The 15,116-nt window shown below is 46.7% G+C and carries 13 protein-coding genes; 7 read left to right on the top strand and 6 right to left on the bottom strand.

From position 1 onward, the window contains the following. Positions 1-10: 10 nt before the first annotated feature. On the bottom strand, positions 11-565 hold the full coding sequence (gene hemG, locus HG547_RS18970) for a menaquinone-dependent protoporphyrinogen IX dehydrogenase (RefSeq protein WP_169548724.1): 555 nt from the start codon (positions 563-565) through the stop codon (positions 11-13). A 198-nt stretch (positions 566-763) separates the two neighbouring features. Between hemG (HG547_RS18970) and HG547_RS18965 the strand changes: the two genes are divergently transcribed. Continuing rightward, entirely contained in the window at positions 764-1,072 is a 309-nt protein-coding gene (locus HG547_RS18965) for a metalloregulator ArsR/SmtB family transcription factor (RefSeq protein WP_011715321.1), read from the top strand. A 59-nt stretch (positions 1,073-1,131) separates the two neighbouring features. On the opposite strand, the gene hemG (HG547_RS18960) is transcribed toward HG547_RS18965, so the two are convergent. The 4 genes from hemG (HG547_RS18960) to pepQ form a co-directional block, all read right to left on the bottom strand. Then, a complete protein-coding gene (hemG, locus tag HG547_RS18960) occupies positions 1,132-1,656 on the bottom strand; it encodes a menaquinone-dependent protoporphyrinogen IX dehydrogenase (RefSeq protein WP_169548723.1) in 525 nt (174 codons plus the stop codon). A gap of 1 nt (position 1,657) precedes the next feature. Further along, on the bottom strand, positions 1,658-3,115 hold the full coding sequence (locus HG547_RS18955; protein WP_169548722.1) for a TrkH family potassium uptake protein: 1,458 nt from the start codon (positions 3,113-3,115) through the stop codon (positions 1,658-1,660). 77 nt (positions 3,116-3,192) lie between these two features. Beyond that, positions 3,193-3,807, bottom strand: a complete 615-nt coding sequence (locus HG547_RS18950) for a YigZ family protein (protein WP_169548721.1) — start codon at positions 3,805-3,807, stop codon at positions 3,193-3,195. Positions 3,808-3,822: 15 nt separating this feature from the next. Then, complete coding sequence (pepQ, locus tag HG547_RS18945) at positions 3,823-5,142, bottom strand: Xaa-Pro dipeptidase (RefSeq protein ID WP_169548720.1); 1,320 nt, start codon at positions 5,140-5,142, stop codon at positions 3,823-3,825. Positions 5,143-5,585: 443 nt separating this feature from the next. Here pepQ and fadB point away from each other — a divergent pair, with 443 nt between their 5' ends. From fadB to HG547_RS18920, 5 genes are all read left to right on the top strand, one after another. Then, a complete protein-coding gene (gene fadB, locus HG547_RS18940) occupies positions 5,586-7,736 on the top strand; it encodes a fatty acid oxidation complex subunit alpha FadB (RefSeq protein ID WP_169548719.1) in 2,151 nt (716 codons plus the stop codon). 22 nt (positions 7,737-7,758) lie between these two features. Then, complete coding sequence (gene fadA / locus HG547_RS18935; protein ID WP_169548718.1) at positions 7,759-8,922, top strand: acetyl-CoA C-acyltransferase FadA; 1,164 nt, start codon at positions 7,759-7,761, stop codon at positions 8,920-8,922. 404 nt (positions 8,923-9,326) lie between these two features. Then, the gene (tusA, locus tag HG547_RS18930) at positions 9,327-9,572 is read left to right on the top strand and encodes a sulfurtransferase TusA (RefSeq protein WP_023266036.1); all 246 of its coding nucleotides are present in this window, start codon (positions 9,327-9,329) and stop codon (positions 9,570-9,572) included. Between the two features lie 35 nt (positions 9,573-9,607). Beyond that, positions 9,608-10,045: an MOSC domain-containing protein gene (locus HG547_RS18925; protein ID WP_037413487.1), complete on the top strand. Its 438-nt coding sequence runs from the start codon at positions 9,608-9,610 to the stop codon at positions 10,043-10,045. 196 nt (positions 10,046-10,241) lie between these two features. Further along, positions 10,242-13,430, top strand: a complete 3,189-nt coding sequence (locus tag HG547_RS18920; RefSeq protein WP_169548717.1) for an amidohydrolase family protein — start codon at positions 10,242-10,244, stop codon at positions 13,428-13,430. A gap of 86 nt (positions 13,431-13,516) precedes the next feature. Here HG547_RS18920 and HG547_RS18915 read toward each other — a convergent pair whose 3' ends face one another. Continuing rightward, on the bottom strand, positions 13,517-14,092 hold the full coding sequence (locus HG547_RS18915) for a DNA-3-methyladenine glycosylase I (protein WP_037413482.1): 576 nt from the start codon (positions 14,090-14,092) through the stop codon (positions 13,517-13,519). Between the two features lie 118 nt (positions 14,093-14,210). Between HG547_RS18915 and glyQ the strand changes: the two genes are divergently transcribed. Continuing rightward, positions 14,211-15,116 carry a glycine--tRNA ligase subunit alpha gene (gene glyQ, locus HG547_RS18910; protein ID WP_011070431.1) on the top strand — a complete coding sequence of 302 codons (906 nt, stop codon included), beginning with the start codon at positions 14,211-14,213 and terminating at the stop codon, positions 15,114-15,116.

Below are 15,116 nucleotides of genomic sequence, written 5' to 3'. Positions count from 1 at the left end.
CGCATTTATATTAGGCGGGTTCAGTAACCTCGGCCAAGGTTAGCAGATGGTCGGCATAGACCTTCACATCTTCCCAGTCGGTATAATCGATCACCGCCTTAGGATCCGTTGGTCCTTTGGTGATTTTCATAATCAACTGGATCATCAGTCTGTCGTACCAGGGCCACGAGGGGTAATCCACCTTACCGGCGATAATCTTTAAATCGGCGGGAGTCCAAGGTGATAACGCAATGAATTTTTGCAGGTATTTATTGTTCTCAGGGATGCGTTTCTCAGGGTTACGCGCCACCACGTTGACGCAGAAGAAACTGTTTGGCAACGCGCTCAACGCTTGCGAATGTTGTTCAATAAACTGGAATACGCTTTTGTCATAGGTGCCATAGAGTACGCAAGCTCCCAAAGCCACCAGTTGATAATCGGGCCAGTTAATCCTTGTTGCAGCCGCACTATTGATGTCGACTAAGTCAACCTTAGCACCACGCAGAGTCAATTGCTGCGCGATTGCATTCGCAATCTTGGCCGTGTGGCCACCACGGGTAAAATAAAGCACCAAAATGCGTGTCATGGGGTATTCCCGTTCCGTTAAAGTGTGGCACCATTGTGGCAATCATCTGTTAAATAAACCCCTGATAGGATCACAAATCAGCGTTGTCTCATATTCTGAAATGCAAAAATTGAGATCTGAATTGCCGAGCAGTATGATTGCGTATAGAAACATGTTCAATTAGAATTATCTAATCAAAAGCGATCAAGTGAGTACCTTATGCAAAATGATATAGATGTAAATGCAATGGTAACTAATGCGGAAAGTGCGGCTAAATGGCTTAAAGCTATAGCGAATCCTTATCGCTTAATGATTCTGTGCCTTTTACTGGATAAAGAGCTGAGCGTGACGGAACTGAATGCGACAGTTCCTTTAAGCCAATCGGCACTATCACAGCATTTAGCAGTATTGCGAGCCGAAGACTTAGTCGATACCCGTAAGAGCTCCCAGATTGTGTATTACAAGCTTAAGAATGAACAAGTCACCCAAGTGATTTCCATTCTACATAGTCGTTACTGCGCGGTATAAATCGTTAAACGACGCCATGCAGTGATAAAGCCCTAGCTGAGACTAGGGCTTTATCATTTTTACAGCTTGCTAAAGTGCGTTCCGAAGGCTTCGACTTTACCCCAATCGGTAAACTCGAAGGTGCCCTTCAGGTCAGTCGGCCCTTTAGTCATCCACATGATAAAGCGGATCATGGTCCGGTCGAATAAGCCGTATTTAGGGTAATCAATCTTGCCTGCAAACACCGCCAATTGCTGTGGTTGCCACAGCGATAATTTAAGGAACTTTTGCATGTAAGGATTGGTTTCTGGCGTATTCTTTAATGGCTTACGCGCCACCACATTTACAGTGAAAAAACCGTTAATTTTTGCACTTAACACCGCGTGGTTGCGATTTACAAACTGATATAGCTCAGGTCTATGTTTACCATAACGAATACTCGCACCAATCAGCACTTTATCGAAATCGACAAGACTTAAGGCCTCGGCCTGTTCTAAGGTGACTAACGACACCTGCTCACCCGCTTGTTCGGCAAGCGTTTTGATTTTTTGGCAAATTTCCAGTGTTTGGCCATCGATTGTCGAATAGATTATTAATGTCTGCATATCAATCCTTCCAGAAAGTTGGCGTGAACAAAATCAACAAGGTAAAGACTTCGAGGCGACCAAATAACATGGCCACCACCAGCACCCATTTGGCGCCATCACCGATACTGGCATAGTTACTCGCCACTTCCCCAAGCCCTGGGCCAAGGTTATTTAAACAGGCAGCTGTGGCACTAAAAGCAGTAATATCGTCCAGCCCCATGGCCATTAGCGCCAACATACACAGTACGAAAACTAAAGCATAGGCAGAGAAAAATCCCCATACTGCATCGACAACCCGGTCAGGTAACGCCTTGGAACCGATACGAATCGAGAACATCGCCTTAGGGTGAACCAAGCGCTTAAGTTCACGAGAACCTTGCAATAACAGCAGGATAACCCGGATCACCTTAATCCCGCCCGCAGTTGAACCACCACAACCACCGATAAAGCTTGAGAAGATCAACAGAATCGGCAGGAAAAGCGGCCACATATGGAAACTTTCAGTACCAAAGCCAGCAGTTGTCGCCACAGAAACCGCTTGGAATAAGGCGTGATTTAAGGTTTCTTCTGGCGAGTCATAAATCCCGGAGTGATAAAGGGTTAAGAAACAAATCGCCGTTAGCACCAGCTGAATCGCCACCAGCATCTTGAACTCGGTATCTCGAAAATAGACTCTAAAATTGATACCGCGGCGCGAAAATGCCGCAAAGTGCACGCTAAAGTTCACCGCTGAGACAATCAAAAAGAACACACAAATCAGGTTGATTACAGGGCTGTTAAAGTAGCCCATACTGGCATCGTGGGTCGAAAAGCCTCCGATGGCGATGGTCGAAAACGAGTGACACACGGCATCGAATACGCTCATCCCCGCCAGCCAATAGGCGCCAGCACAGGTGATGGTTAGCAGTAGATAGATGTACCATAACGCCTTAGCCGTTTCGGCAATCCTCGGCGTCATCTTACTGTCCTTCACAGGCCCCGGGATCTCGGCGCGATACAGCTGCATGCCCCCAACGCCCAACACTGGCAGAATCGCCACAGCTAGAACGATGATCCCCATACCGCCGAGCCATTGCAGCAAATGTCGATAAAACAGAATGGCCTTAGGTAAGGAGTCCAGTCCGACAATGACTGTGGCTCCCGTGGTGGTCAGTGCGGAGAAGGATTCGAAGAAACTATCGGTCCAGCTGAGATCGGGTTGGCTTGAGAAGATAAAGGGTAAGGCACCGATGGAGCCAAGCACTGTCCAGAACAGGACCACAATCAGGAAACCCTCGCGAGTTCGTAATTCCTCTTTGCAGCGACGATTAGGATACCAGAGCCAAAAACCGATAAATAAGCTAACAAAAAATGCCTGAATAAACGCAGTACCACCGCCATCGTTATACCAAATGGCGATTAAGGCTGGCGGCAGCATAGTGATGGAGAACAGGCCGATAAGCAGACCTATGATTCTTATTATGGTTTTGTATTGCATTCCGCGTGTTCAATTATTCCATTGGCTGCAAAGGTATTTTCAGCATTTTGCATATTTTGGCATAATTTACGCAGGCATCACAGCTCAAACTCTGCTCGCAGGCTACCCTGACTCAACGTTGCCAGTGATTCATTCAATATACCCTGTTGCTGTTTGCCTATTTCAAAATGGATATCAACGGCTTCGGCAAATTGCTTATCGATGATCACCGCTTCTAACTGTTGTAATAAATGTTCGACATCCCTTAATTGAGTGTAATCACAATGCAGTTTGGCTGGATAACGTAATTGCTTCAATCGCGTCGGCAATTGCCCTAAACCTTGGCGTAATCCTGAGGTATAGGCACGCACTAAACCGCCCACACCTAACTTAGTACCGCCATAGAAACGCACCACCACGGCACCGACTTCACCAAGATTCGCGCCTTGTAATACTGCGAGCATTGGACGACCAGCGCTGCCCGCTGGCTCACCATCGTCACTCGAACCGATGGCAATGCTGTCGTTGGGCGCTCCAGTAATAAAGGCATAGCAGTAATGGCTGGCGCCGGGATAATCTCGCTTTATGTCAGTAAGTACCAACTTCAGCTGTTCTAAACTTGTGCAATGAAATAGAAAAGAGATAAAGCGGCTATGCTTTATCTCTTCTTCTATCTGCACATTTTCACTCGGTATCAGATAACTTTCGAGCACTCGCTCTCCCTAAAATCACGCTAAGCCCAGTTCGCGGGTCATATTTTCGTTTCGATCCTGATGCACAATCACATTATCTTCGATACGAATGCCGCCAAAAGGTCGCAGCTCATCAACGGTGCGCCAATTGATCTGCTGACCACGGCTATCTTGTTTTAGCTCATTGAGTAAAGTGTCGATAATGTATAATCCTGGCTCCATCGTAAGCACTTGGTTTGGCGCCAAAATACGGGTGCAACGCAGGAATGGATGGGCTTCAGGCGCCGGAATATGAGTGCCACGTTCATCGAAGGCAAAACCTCCCACATCATGCACTTGCAAGCCTAGCATATGACCGAGTCCATGGGGAAAGAAGGCACTGGTAATGCCTTGGTCGACTAAGCCTTGGGCATCGCCCGTGGCTAACTCAAAATCCAGCAGCATTTGTGCGACTTTACCATGGGTCGCCAAGTGTAAATCGGGATAACGCACACCCGGGCGCATCATATCGATCAGTTCGAGCTGCGCCTTGTTCATGGCAGTGAGCAATTCATCAAAGCGATTCTTCTCAAACGCATAGGTACGAGTGATATCCGACGCATAACCAAAATAACTAGCACCCGCATCGATTAAAAAAGATAAACGTCGCGCCGGATTTTGATGCTCGAGTGCGGTGTAATGCAAAATCGCCGCATTTTGGTTTAAGGCAATGATATTACCGTAGGGCACTTCGTTCTCGCCCTGTCCCACGGCAGATAAATACTGCTGCTGAATTTCAAACTCGCTGGCACCGTTATAGAAGGCATTTTTAGCCGCTAAATGCCCTTGCACCGCAATCTGGTTCGCTCGGCGCATACATTCGAGTTCATATTCGGTTTTAGTGGTACGGTGGAAATGCAGATAGCTCATCACAGAGTCAGGATTGCGACTGGTGAAACCCAGCACCTCAGCCACATCTAAATGCTCACCCAAATAAGCCCAGTTAGCGATATCGGCAGGCAATAGTTCGGCAACCTTATCGGCCTTAGTGAGTAATTTGATCTCAAAATGCTCGGTCCAGAACATCTCCGGCACGTCAGACACCTTATGCCAAAAATCCACTGGGCGATAAAAAATCAGTTGCGGCTTATCGCGACCATTCACCACTAACCAACAGTTAGGGTTATCCAACACAGGTAACCAAGCCTTGAAATGGGGATTGGCTTTAAAAGGATAATTAATGTCGTCCAAAAACATTCGATGTGGCTGACCCGAGTGGATCACTAAACCTGATAATGCTTCACGCGATACAATTTCAGCAACTCGACGATTAAGCTCGGCGATGTGGGCATGATAGTGATGAGCCAAGTGATCCATGTTTCATATCCTGTAATGAACGATAGTTAATAAAAAAACCGCAAATCTGACTAAGCCATATAGGCTCAGTGTTTTCCTCTACTTACGCCCTCATTTCGCACGGGGTAGCAAATTCTCGATTTAAGCCTATGCTTTTAATTCTAAAAATAAAATTACCCAACTAGCCAGCGAGTAATACCGCTAAAGTACAAATTCCCACTACGTACTCTTTCGCGTAATCTGGCACTTCTACACTTTGTGCAGTGTATCACAAAGCTGAAAATTCACTCTAGCCGACAAGAAATTAAACAGTCGTTTAAATTGGGTGTTGTAATTTATCGAATTTCGAAGCACACTGGCACACAACTGGTCAAATGATGGCCGAAGCTGCTGTGAGATAGAGAGTCGTACTAACACCAAAAAATAATGGTGGGTATCACTTTTAAGCCAAAAGGAAGCAAGCAATGATCTACCAAAGTCCTACAATTCAGGTTGAGTTACTCGAGGATAATATTGCCAAGCTGTGCTTTAACGCACCCGGTTCGGTGAACAAATTCGACAGAGAAACACTCGCCTCACTCGATGCCGCATTAGACAGCATTAAACAACAAACAAACATTCAGGCATTAGTGCTGACCTCAGGTAAAGATACCTTTATCGTAGGCGCAGACATTACTGAATTTTTAGGCTTATTCGCACAAGATGATTCAGTACTGCTCTCTTGGGTTGAACAGGCCAATGCCGTATTCAATAAACTTGAAGATTTACCTTTCCCAACCGCTTCAGCGATTAAAGGTTTTGCCCTAGGCGGCGGTTGTGAAACCATTCTGGCAACGGATTTCCGTATTGCTGACACCACAGCCAAAATCGGTCTACCCGAAACCAAGCTAGGCATCATCCCAGGCTTTGGTGGCACAGTGCGTTTACCACGTGTGATTGGTGCTGACAACGCCCTTGAGTGGATTACCACGGGTAAAGACCAAAGCGGCGAAGATGCATTAAAAGTCGGTGCGGTTGATGCCGTTGTTGCACCAGAAGCCTTAGAAGCTGCGGCGATTCAAATGCTAAAAGATGCAGTAGCAGAAAAACTTGATTGGCAAGCGCGTCGCCAACGCAAATTATCGCCACTGACACTGCCTAAACTCGAAGCCATGATGTCTTTCACGACCGCTAAAGGCATGGTTTTCTCTGTCGCAGGCAAACATTACCCAGCACCAATGGCAGCGGTAAACGTAGTTGAACAAGCGTCGACCAAAGGCCGCGCCGAAGCACTACAAATTGAACATCAAGCGTTTATCAAGTTAGCGAAAACCGATGTAGCCAAAGCACTAATCGGTATCTTCCTTAATGATCAATTCGTTAAAGGCAAAGCGAAGAAAGCGGGCAAACTCGCTAAAGATGTGAAAAGCGCAGCCGTATTAGGTGCTGGCATTATGGGTGGCGGTATCGCTTACCAAAGCGCCAGCAAAGGCACGCCAATCGTGATGAAGGATATCGCTCAACCTGCATTAGATTTAGGTTTAGGCGAAGCCGCCAAACTGTTATCTGCGCAAGTTGCTCGTGGCCGCTCTACCCCAGAAAAAATGGCTAAAGTGCTGAACAACATCACCCCAGCATTAGACTATGCCCCAGTGAAACATGCTGACGTAGTTGTCGAAGCTGTAGTTGAGCATCCCAAAGTTAAGGCACAAGTACTGGCGGAAGTTGAACAATACGTCAGTGAAGATGCGATTATCGCCTCTAACACTTCAACTATTTCAATCAACCTGCTAGCGAAGAGCATGAAGAAGCCAGAGCGCTTCTGTGGTATGCACTTCTTCAACCCAGTGCACAAAATGCCATTAGTTGAAGTTATCCGTGGCGAGCACAGCTCAGAAGAAACCATCGCATCAGTTGTCGCCTACGCCAGCAAAATGGGTAAAACCCCAATCGTTGTTAACGATTGCCCGGGCTTCTTCGTTAACCGCGTTCTCTTCCCTTACTTTGCTGGCTTTAACGGCCTGCTCGCCGAAGGTGGCGACTTTGCCGCTATCGACAAAGTGATGGAAAAACAATTCGGCTGGCCAATGGGCCCTGCTTATCTGCTAGACGTTGTCGGTTTAGACACAGGCCACCACGCCCAAGCAGTAATGGCCGAAGGCTTCCCCGATCGTATGGGCAAATCCGGCAATGACGCGATTGACGTGATGTTCGAGAACAAACGTCTTGGTCAGAAGAATGGCAAAGGCTTCTACGCTTACTCTGTGGATAGCCGCGGTAAGCCAAAGAAAGACGTCGACCCAACCAGCTACGAACTGCTAAAGGCTGCCTTTGGTGAACAAAAAGCATTCGATGCGGATGAAATCATCGCCCGCACTATGATCCCAATGATTATCGAAACCGTTCGCTGTTTAGAAGAAGGCATTGTGGCATCACCTGCCGAAGCGGATATGGGCTTAGTCTACGGTTTAGGCTTCCCACCATTCCGTGGTGGTGTGTTCCGTTACTTAGATACTATGGGCGTAGCCAACTTTGTCGCCTTAGCTGACAAATACGCACACTTAGGTGGTTTGTATCAAGTCACCGACGCCATGCGCGCCCTTGCAGCCAACAACGGTAGCTACTACCAAGCCTAATTAGCGGGAAAGGAATTTAATTATGAAACAAGCTGTTATCGTAGATTGCATTCGTACTCCTATGGGCCGTTCTAAGGCTGGGGTGTTCCGTAATGTACGTGCAGAAACACTCTCTGCCGAATTAATGAAAGGTCTATTACTGCGTAACCCGCAATTAGATCCCAATACGATTGAAGACGTTATTTGGGGCTGCGTGCAGCAAACCCTAGAGCAAGGCTTCAACATTGCCCGTAATGCATCATTGCTGGCAGGTATCCCGAAGACGGCTGGCGCCGTGACAGTCAACCGCCTATGTGGTTCTTCAATGGAAGCCATCCATCAAGCCGCTCGCGCAATCATGACTGGCATGGGCGACACCTTTATCATCGGCGGTGTTGAGCATATGGGCCACGTTCCGATGAACCACGGTGTGGATTTCCATCCTGGTTTAGCCAATAACGTTGCTAAAGCATCTGGCATGATGGGCTTAACCGCTGAGATGTTAGGTAAGCTTCACGGTATTACCCGTGAGCAGCAGGATGCCTTTGCCGTACGTTCACACCAACGCGCTTACGCTGCCACAGTTGAAGGTCGCTTTGCGAAAGAAATCTATGGCATTGAAGGCCATGATGCCACTGGCGCACTAATCAAAGTGCTACACGACGAGGTTATCCGCCCAGAAACAACTATGGAATCTTTAGCAGCGCTGCGCCCGGTATTTGATCCAGTAAACGGTACAGTGACAGCGGGGACTTCTTCAGCACTGTCTGATGGCGCTTCAGCCATGTTGATCATGGAAGAATCTAAAGCACGCGCACTTGGCTTACCAATTCGTGCACGTATTCGCTCTATGTCGGTTGCAGGTTGTGATGCGGCAATTATGGGTTACGGCCCAGTACCAGCCACGCAAAAAGCACTTGCTCGCGCCGGTATTACCGTTGCCGACTTAGATGTGATTGAACTTAACGAAGCGTTTGCTGCTCAGTCTTTACCTTGTGTGAAAGATTTAGGTTTAGCAGATGTGGTTGATGACAAAATCAACCTCAACGGCGGCGCAATTGCACTAGGTCACCCACTGGGTTGTTCTGGCGCGCGTATCTCTACGACGCTTATTAACTTGATGGAACACAAAGATGCAACCTTAGGTTTGGCAACCATGTGTATTGGTTTGGGCCAAGGTATTGCAACCGTTTTCGAACGCGTTTAATCCTTAACGATTCTTCCTTCAAAGCCGGACTTAGTTCCGGCTTTTTTATGCAGCTTTAAAATCATTGTGAAATAATGCAACGCTAAAACGTCGATGATAAAGTTGCTAAGCCAAAAAACGCTTATAGTTAGATTATCTCGATTTTATAGCAGCTATAAACTATAAAGGTCCCGTATTTTTTTATGATGAAGAGATCCATCCTATTCTCAAGCATTTGAGGAAGATTAGGGATCACGAAATAACATTGTTCCACGTGAAACATCTCACTAATCCTGACTCTCGAATAAATAAAACGGAATAAAACCAATTACCCGTTGCATCACAAAATCAGGCCGCCAACTTGGTTTATCCAAACCACTGGAGTAACATTAGCCAATTCTGTTTAACCGTTCAGTCGAGGTCATATGAACGACGTTTTCTCAACCGCACAACACAAACTGGATGCTCTTGGTTTGCGCTGCCCAGAACCAGTAATGATGGTGCGTAAAACGGTAAGACAAATGGCTCAAGGAGAAACACTGCTTATCATCGCGGATGATCCTGCTACTACACGTGATATTCCCAGTTTTTGTGAGTTTATGGATCACACACTGATCGCCAGTGAAACCAACCAAACACCCTATCAATATTTGATTAAAAAGGGACTCTAAGTCCCAATATCGACATTAGGATAAGGACATCAAACATGCCGAAACTAGTTGCTATCGCCTATAAAACGATTAAACGCGGACCAATGAATGAGGTGCTGTGCGCGAATGTCACCCAGCACAGCGGTATTGAAAAAGATGTATTTGGTCGCCCAGGCAAAAGGCAAGTCACAGTACTCTCGCTCCAGCAATGGCAAATAGCGTGTCAAAGTATAGGTGCAAATTTACCTTGGACGACTCGCCGAGCCAATCTTTTAGTCGATGGATTAACTTTTAGTCCTGCCGATGTGGGTAAGCAGTTACTGATTGGGGATCTCTGCCTCGAAGTCACAGGAGAAACTGATCCCTGTAAAAAGATGGACCAAGCTCATGCCGGCTTAGAGTCAGCACTAACACCTGATTGGCGAGGCGGTGTCACTTGCCGTGTTATCAATGATGCCATGATCCACATCGGCGATCCCGTCACATTAAACTAATCATCACTTCATGGAGAGTAAGCCGCATTACTCTCCCACAGTTTCTCCGCCTCAGCTGCTGCCCCTCGGTCATTAATTGAAACAGTATTTCCGTTTTCCTTACAGGGTATTTGTGCGATAACTTAGCGTAGCATTAACAAATATTTATCCAACCTGATAACAATCAAGCCCTAGAATAACGATAACAGGACATAACATGTTGAAACCTAAGCTGACACCGCTTTATATCGCCCTGATGCTTGGCCTTAACTCCCACGCTGTACAGGCAGCAGACGCCCAAAAAACGAGTTGGGACGTCAATGCGCCAGCCAATGCCCCGCTAGAAAAAGTGGCCATAGATGTAACCGAAGGCACTTGGATGAACATCAGTGTCAGTCCAGACGGCAAACATTTAGTATTCGATTTACTCGGTGATATTTATAAAATCCCAGTCACGGGTGGCGAAGCTAAACCATTAGCACAAGGCATAGCCTGGCAAATGCAGCCAGTTTATAGCCCTGATGGTAAACACATCGCCTTTACCTCGGATGCGGATGGTGGTGACAATATTTGGATTATGGATGCCGATGGCAGCAATCCACGCACCGTCACATCAGAAACTTTTCGCTTACTCAACAGCCCAGCGTGGAGCCCTGATTCGCAATATTTAGTGGGTCGTAAACATTTTACCGCCAGTCGTAGTTTAGGTGCCGGCGAAGTCTGGCTCTACCATGTAGCAGGTGGCGAAGGTGTAAAACTCACCGAACGCCCAAATGATGAGAAAGACTTAGGTGAACCCGCCTATTCACCCGATGGTCGCTATATCTATTTCAGTCAAGATGACACCCCAGGAAAAACCTTCCATTATTCCAAAGACTCAGTAAACGGCATCTATAAAATCAAGCGTTACGATACTAAAACAGGTGATATCGAAATTCTGATCGAAGGGACTGGCGGAGCCATTCGCCCAACCCCAAGCCCTGATGGCACCAAACTGGCCTACATCAAGCGTGATGATTTCCAATCATCCTTATATTTGCTTGATTTGAAATCCGGTGAAACCACTAAACTGTTCGGTGATTTAGACCGCGATATGCAAGAGACTTGGGCAATTCATGGTGTTTACCCGACGATGGCATGGACTCCAGACAACAAAGACATCTTCTTCTGGGCTAAGGGCAAAATTAACCGCCTCAACGTTGCTAATAAAACGGTCACCGATATTCCATTTTCTGTAAAAACCCAATTAGACGTTCAGCCTTCAGTACGCTTTAAACAAGATATTGATAAAGATGTATTCGATGTAAAAATGCTGCGAATGGCACAAGTATCCCCGGATGGTAGTAAGGTCGCCTTCGAAGCATTGGGTAAAATCTGGTTGAAGACACTTCCCGATGGCAAGATGTCGCGCTTAACCGAGTTAGATAACGATATAGAAGAACTCTATCCCCAGTGGTCGCGTGATGGCAAAAACATAGTCTTCACAACTTGGAATGACCAAGACCAAGGCACTGTACAAGTGATCAGCGCTAAAAGTGGCAAAGCGAAACAACTTACCACTGAGCCAGGAAAATACGTCGAGCCTACCTTTTCTCCCGATGGCGAACTTGTGGTGTATCGTAAAACCCAAGGCGGCCATCTCACACCTCGAACTTGGTCGCAAGAACCAGGTCTGTACAAGGTCGATTTAAAAACCAAACAAAATAAGAAAATCTCCGCAGAAGGCTATCAAGCACAATACGGAGCCTCAGCCGATCGCATTTTTTTTATGAATAGTGGTGAAGATGACACACCGCAGCTTGCCTCTATTAACTTGGATGGGTTTGATAAGCGCGTTCACTACAGCAGTAAACATGCAACCGAATTTAGAGTCTCACCCGACGGTAAACAGCTCGCCTTTGCCGAGCGCTTTAAAGTTTGGGTGACGCCCTTTGCTAAACATGGTGAAACCGTTGAAATTGGCCCTAACGCCAGCAATCTTCCAGTCACTCAGTTAAGTGTGCGAGCCGGCGAAAGTATCAGTTGGAATAGCAAGAGTAATCAACTCTATTGGACTCTTGGCCCAGAACTGTACCAAGCCGATGTTGATTCGCAGTATCTCAAAAAGGACGTGCAAGCTAAGCCAAGCATTATCAATTTAGGCTTTACTGAAAAAGCTGATGTTCCACGTGGAACAGTCGCCTTTGTCGGCGGTAAAGTGATCACCATGGAAAATGACCAAGTCATCGATAAGGGAGTCGTGATCGTCAAAGACAATCATATTGTTGCTGTTGGCGACGCTAACACGGCAATTCCAAAGGATGCACAAGTTATCGATATAAGCGGTAAATCCATTATGCCAGGTTTGTTTGACGCTCACGCCCATGGCGCCCAGGCCGATGACGAAATCGTGCCCCAACAAAACTGGGCACTCTACTCTGGATTATCCCTAGGCGTGACGACCATCCATGATCCATCGAACGATACCACTGAAATCTTTGCCGCTTCTGAGCAACAAAAGGCGGGGAACATCGTGGGCCCGCGGATTTTCTCCACTGGAACAATTCTCTACGGCGCAAATGCTCCCGGATACACCTCGCATATCGACTCACTCGATGATGCAAAATTCCATTTAGAGCGACTCAAAAAAGTCGGCGCCTTTAGCGTTAAGAGCTACAACCAACCGCGTCGCAATCAAAGACAACAGGTTATCGCTGCAGCTCGTGAACTCGAAATGATGGTCGTGCCAGAGGGTGGCAGCTTACTGCAACATAACCTGACCATGGTTGCCGATGGCCATACCACCGTAGAACACTCGTTACCCGTGGCAAATATTTATAACGATATTAAACAGTTCTGGAGCCAAACTAAGGTCGGTTACACTCCAACCTTAGTCGTCGCCTACGGCGGTATTTCGGGTGAAAACTATTGGTATGATAAGACCGATGTTTGGGCACATCCACGTTTGTCTATGTATGTGCCAAGCGATATTTTGCAAGCTCGCTCTATGCGTCGCCCCCATGCACCAGACGGTCACTACAATCATTTTAACGTTGCTAAAGTGGCGAATGAGTTTAATAAATTAGGCATTCATCCAAATATTGGTGCCCATGGTCAGCGTGAAGGTTTAGCCGCACATTGGGAAATGTGGATGTTCGCTCAAGGTGGCATGAGCAATATGGATGTACTCAAAACTGCGACCATTAACCCAGCCACCACCTTCGGCCTAGAGCATCAACTTGGCTCGATAAAGACAGGTAAGCTTGCAGATTTAATCGTTATTGATGGCGATCCATTAGCGGATATTCGAGTCACAGATAAAGTTACTTATACCATGGTCAATGGTAAGTTGTTCGATGCAGAGTCGATGAACCAACTCAATGGCAGCAAACAACAGCGTAAGCCTTTCTTCTTCGAGAAAATCTAATCTCAACAAGGTGAAATAACAAAAGGCATGTTCCACGTGGAACATGCCTTTTCTATTTCGCTGCCCATCAAAGCAAAATGAATTAATTATTGATGATCACAACAAGCTTGATAAGAAATACAGTCAACAAGATGATCGTTCACCATTCCCACCGCCTGCATAAAAGCATAACAAATTGTCGGACCAACAAAGTTAAAACCGAGCTTTTTTAATGCCTTGGACATAGCCTCTGATTCAGGTGTCTGCGCAGGCACCTGCGACATGGAAGTAAATTGATTAACCAAAGGCTTACCACCAACGAAGCTCCACAGAAATTCAGCAAAATCTTTGCCATCCGCAGTGTAGGCTAAATAGCCTTTTGCATTACGAATAATCGAATGGATCTTAAGGCGATTACGCACAATACCTGGATTGTTCATCAACTCTTCAACCTTAGCGTCGTCGAAAGTGGCAATTACTGTCGGCTCAAAATCCGCAAAAGCTTGTTCGTAGTTTTGCTGCTTCTTTAAGATAGTAATCCAAGACAACCCGGCTTGTTGGCCATCTAAACAGAGCTTGGCAAACAACTCCTTCGAATCATAAACTGGGCGTCCCCACACTTTATCGTGGTACTCACGATACAAGGGATCATCGCTGACCCAATTACAGCGGATTTCTTCCATGGCCTATCTACCTTAACGTTTTAACAAAGAAGGTAAAAAATAACCTACATAAGCAGAGATCTACAAGGTATAATCGAAACCATTTTCTATTCAAGCTGACGGCAGTAGACAAGTAGACATGACGACGAAACACGACGTAAAAACATTTCAGGGTTTCATTCTAACCCTACAGGAATATTGGGCGCAGCAAGGCTGTGCAATCGTTCAACCTTTAGATATGGAAGTCGGTGCGGGTACATTCCACCCACAAACTTTCCTACGCTCTCTAGGGCCTGAGCCAATGAGCAGTGCTTATGTGCAGCCATCGCGCCGCCCTACCGACGGCCGTTACGGTGAAAACCCAAACCGTCTGCAGCACTACTACCAATTCCAAGTCGTGTTAAAACCGTCACCTGATAATATCCAAGAACTCTATTTAGGTTCTCTGCAAGCCCTTGGTATTGATACACAAATCCATGATATCCGTTTTGTGGAAGACAACTGGGAATCACCAACGCTAGGCGCTTGGGGTCTGGGTTGGGAAGTCTGGTTAAACGGCATGGAAGTGACTCAGTTTACTTACTTCCAACAGGTCGGCGGCTTAGAGTGTAGCCCTGTCACGGGTGAGATCACCTACGGTTTAGAGCGTCTCGCCATGTATATCCAAGGTGTAGATAGCGTGTACGACCTCGTATGGACCGATGGCCCGATGGGTCGCATCACCTACGGCGATGTGTTCCACCAAAACGAAGTTGAGCAATCGACCTATAACTTTGAGCACGCAGACGTCGACTTTATGTTTGCCCTGTTCGATCAATGCGAAAAAATGTGCCAGCACTTATTGTCGCTTGAAAAACCATTACCTCTGCCAGCCTATGAGCAAGTGATGAAAGCCTCGCACGCCTTCAACCTGCTCGATGCACGCCACGCCATTTCAGTGACTGAACGTCAGCGTTATATCCTGCGCGTTCGTACAATGGCTAAAGCCGTTGCTGAATCCTATTATCAGGCACGCGAAGCGCTTGGCTTCCCAATGTGTAAGTAG

Origin of the sequence: Shewanella sp. DNRA4, from assembly GCF_012843185.1 — a bacterium.
Lineage (GTDB): Bacteria > Pseudomonadota > Gammaproteobacteria > Enterobacterales > Shewanellaceae > Shewanella > Shewanella xiamenensis.
This window is presented reverse-complemented; position numbering and strand designations above follow the sequence as displayed.

Bases quoted from the DNA above. Each gene is read 5' to 3' on its own strand.
- hemG (WP_169548724.1), bottom strand. From the start codon at position 565: ATGACACGCATTTTGGTGCTTTATTTTACCCGTGGTGGCCACACGGCC.
- HG547_RS18965 (WP_011715321.1), top strand. From the start codon at position 764: ATGCAAAATGATATAGATGTAAATGCAATGGTAACTAATGCGGAAAGT.
- hemG (WP_169548723.1), bottom strand. From the start codon at position 1,656: ATGCAGACATTAATAATCTATTCGACAATCGATGGCCAAACACTGGAA.
- HG547_RS18955 (WP_169548722.1), bottom strand. From the start codon at position 3,115: ATGCAATACAAAACCATAATAAGAATCATAGGTCTGCTTATCGGCCTG.
- pepQ (WP_169548720.1), bottom strand. From the start codon at position 5,142: ATGGATCACTTGGCTCATCACTATCATGCCCACATCGCCGAGCTTAAT.
- fadB (WP_169548719.1), top strand. From the start codon at position 5,586: ATGATCTACCAAAGTCCTACAATTCAGGTTGAGTTACTCGAGGATAAT.
- fadA (WP_169548718.1), top strand. From the start codon at position 7,759: ATGAAACAAGCTGTTATCGTAGATTGCATTCGTACTCCTATGGGCCGT.
- tusA (WP_023266036.1), top strand. From the start codon at position 9,327: ATGAACGACGTTTTCTCAACCGCACAACACAAACTGGATGCTCTTGGT.
- HG547_RS18925 (WP_037413487.1), top strand. From the start codon at position 9,608: ATGCCGAAACTAGTTGCTATCGCCTATAAAACGATTAAACGCGGACCA.
- HG547_RS18920 (WP_169548717.1), top strand. From the start codon at position 10,242: ATGTTGAAACCTAAGCTGACACCGCTTTATATCGCCCTGATGCTTGGC.
- HG547_RS18915 (WP_037413482.1), bottom strand. From the start codon at position 14,092: ATGGAAGAAATCCGCTGTAATTGGGTCAGCGATGATCCCTTGTATCGT.
- glyQ (WP_011070431.1), top strand. From the start codon at position 14,211: ATGACGACGAAACACGACGTAAAAACATTTCAGGGTTTCATTCTAACC.